Annotated in this window: 2 protein-coding genes; one reads left to right on the forward strand and one right to left on the reverse strand. The window is 71.6% G+C overall.

The genetic code is table 11. The annotated features are described in order from the left end of the window. Positions 1 to 553: 553 nt before the first annotated feature. Positions 554 to 1,507, forward strand: coding sequence for a nitroreductase/quinone reductase family protein (locus ACGF0D_RS44110; RefSeq protein ID WP_392926207.1), 954 nt, complete (start codon positions 554 to 556; stop codon positions 1,505 to 1,507). Between the two features lie 90 nt (positions 1,508 to 1,597). Here the strand turns inward: ACGF0D_RS44110 and ACGF0D_RS44115 are convergent, their stop codons facing one another. Then, positions 1,598 to 2,395 (reverse strand): SGNH/GDSL hydrolase family protein, encoded by a 798-nt coding sequence (locus tag ACGF0D_RS44115; RefSeq protein ID WP_392875199.1) that lies wholly within the window; start codon positions 2,393 to 2,395, stop codon positions 1,598 to 1,600. Positions 2,396 to 2,887 lie beyond the last annotated feature (492 nt).

The following is a 2,887-nucleotide window of genomic DNA, read 5'->3' on the forward strand; positions in this document are numbered from 1 at the left end:
CGCCCCCCCCCGCCCCCCCCCCCCCCCCCCCCCCGCCCCCGCCCCCCCCCGGGCCGCCGTGCCCCCCCCCCGCGGCCCCCCGGCCCCCCGGCCCCCCCCCCCGGGGGGCGGGGCCCCCACGGCGGGTTCGACTTCCCTCGGGGCGACCGCGCACGTTGACAGCGCGTCCGCGGCCTGACTCTAATGGGGGCGTGCAGCGCGGCGTCGGCCAAAGAGCAGTGGGCCGGCCGACAGCCGAGCGGGCACCTTTCCCGAAGGGTCGATGCGCGATGAGCACTCTCTCCGCTTCCCTGATCTGACGCCAGGCGGTCACCGCGGTACCGCTGTACCCGCGGGCGCGAACCGCATCCGGTGTTCCGCGACGCGTGTTCCGTGTTCCGATCCCCGTGTCCCGATCCCCGTGTCCCGCGCCCTGTGTCCCGCGTCCTGTGTCCGATGTCCCGTGACGGAGGTCGCCGGGTGCGGGACCGGCCGTGTCACCGGTTCGGGCACCGCACCGACACCGCGTGTGGCCGCAACCCCCCTTTCCTCTCTGGAGATCCATCACACACGCATGCCTATGTCCTTCAATCTGAACGTCATCGAGGAGTTCCGCGCCAACGGCGGGAGGGTCGGCGGCCCGTTCGAGGGCGGCGACCTGTTGTTGCTGACCACCACCGGAGCCCGCTCCGGGCGGCCGCACACCGTGCCGCTCGGATACGTCCGGGCGGAGGGGCGGCTCCTGGTCGTCGCCTCGGCCGGCGGTGCTCCGGAACACCCCCAGTGGTACCGCAACCTCCTCGCCCACCCGGTGGTCCGGGTCGAAGTCGGCACCGAGGCCTTCGACACCGTCGCCGTACCCGCCGAAGGCGACCGCCGGGAGCGGCTGTTCGCCGCCGTCGTCCGGAAGGCCCCGGGCTACGGGGACTACCAGGCGCACACCGAGCGGGAGTTGCCGGTCGTCGTCCTGGAGCGCCCCGAACCGCCCGCCGACGGGCCGGCCCCGGCCACCGCCCCGGCCGTGCGCAGCCTCGCCGACAAGCTGGTGGAGACGCACACCTGGCTGCGCGCGCAGCTGCGCCACGTACGGGAGGAGGCGCACGCCCACGTCCCGGGCCGACCGGCCACGCTCGGGCTGCAGCTGCGCCAGCGCTGCCTGGCCTTCTGCGACGGGCTGACGCACCACCACACCGGCGAGGACACAGCCGTCTTCCCCGCGCTCGCGCGCAGCCATCCGGAGCTGGCCGACGTCCTGGCGCGGCTCGGCGAACAGCACCGGGCCATCGGCCGGATCAAGGAGGAGCTGGTGGCCCTGCTGGCCGGGATCGCGGTCACCGAGCCGGAGCGGCTCCGGACGGAACTGGACCGGATGTCCGCCGAGTTGGAGGACCACCTCGACTTCGAGGAGGCGGAACTGCTGCCGGTCCTCTCCGGCATCCCCTTCCCGCCGCCCGGGTCCGCGACACGCGGACCGGCGCCCGGCCCAGTGTCCGGCCCGGCGCCCGGCCCGGCGCCTTCCGGCAGCTGAAACGGCGTTGCCGCCGTCCCCTCCCGAGTCGTGGGAGGGGACGGCGGCTCCGGTACGGGCCCGCGCCGGGGCGGTCCGTCGCGGCGGTCCTTACAGCGCCGAGAAGACCGGCAGGTAGCCGCCGGAGTGGCCGGACGCCTTCGGGTGGTAGCTCTCGTCGACCGGCAGGGTGGTGCTGTTCAGCCACGTGGTCTGCGAGCCGCAGATCTCGTGCTCGGTGAAGATGCTGCGGACGTCGCCGAAGGCGAAACCGGCGTTGGCGGCCCGCTTGGCGAGGACACCGTCGAGGGTGTCGGCGGCACCGTTGATCGCGGCGCGCTTGGTGTCGCTGATGCCGAAGATGCAGCTGCCGCCGATCTTGTAGATGTGCGGGTAGCCCATCACCACGACGTGGGCCTTCGGGGACTTGGCCTTGATCGCCGAGTACACCTTGTCCAGCTGGGCGGGCAGGGTGTTGGTGGCGTAGCTCTTGGCCGTGTTGATGGCGCTGATGCAGTCGCTGTCCGAGCCGAGGACACAGGTCTGCATGGTGTCGGCGAAGCCGGCGTCGTTGCCGCCGACCGAGATGCTGACCAGCGTGGTGTTGGCGTCCAGGGCGGAGATCTGGTTGTTCAGGATGTCGCCGGTCTTGGCGCCCGAACAGGCCACGAACTTGAAGGAGGACGGCGCGTGCGCGTTCTTCCAGAGGTACGCGTACGCATTGGTGCTGCGCTTGCAGCTGCCACTCTCGGCCGTGTAGCTGCCGGCGCCGACACCGGAGGAGTACGAGTCGCCGAGGGCCACGTAGTTGGCGCCGGCGGCGTTCGCGGAGGACGCGGCGAACAGCGTCGTCATGGTGAGGCCTGCGGCTATGGCGGCGATGGACAGAGCACGGGCACGGCGGATCATCACAGCTCCAGTGGGGTGGCGTGGTGAGGGTCACAGAAGTGATACCAGGCGGTAGCCGAACCCGGAAGCGGTCATGCCAAGGATATTGACGGGACGTCTGACAGCTCGGCGATGAACTGCCGCTGACAATCCGTGACTTCGCGCAGGTCAACGGGGGTGCGCGGTGACGCGCGTAGCGCTGCGCGCGTAGACCGGCAACTTGCGGAAATTTCTTGCACGATAAGCCGCGGGCCGCCGCCCGGACATCGCCGAGTCAGATTCGGAGCAGGTGTCAGCGGGCCCAGGGGGGGCTGATCGAACTCCCGAGGCGCGCCGAGAGGTGGGCGAAAAGGGGCTCTTCTGACGTACCTGTGGGTGTGATCACGCGGGTTGGCGGCCTGGCAGGGTGGGTCGGTTCCCGCCGAGGCAGAGCATGACGAGGGCGATGACGGCGTCGGCGGTCCGGAAGCCGAAGCCGCGGCGGATGATCAGGCGGGTCTTTGTGTTGGTCGA

Source organism: Kitasatospora sp. NPDC048298 (genome assembly GCF_043201465.1).
Taxonomy (GTDB): Bacteria; Actinomycetota; Actinomycetes; order Streptomycetales; family Streptomycetaceae; genus Kitasatospora.

Coding starts and splice junctions, on each gene's coding strand:
- ACGF0D_RS44110 (WP_392926207.1), top strand. CDS start 554: ATGCCTATGTCCTTCAATCTGAACGTCATCGAGGAGTTCCGCGCCAAC.
- ACGF0D_RS44115 (WP_392875199.1), bottom strand. CDS start 2,395: ATGATCCGCCGTGCCCGTGCTCTGTCCATCGCCGCCATAGCCGCAGGC.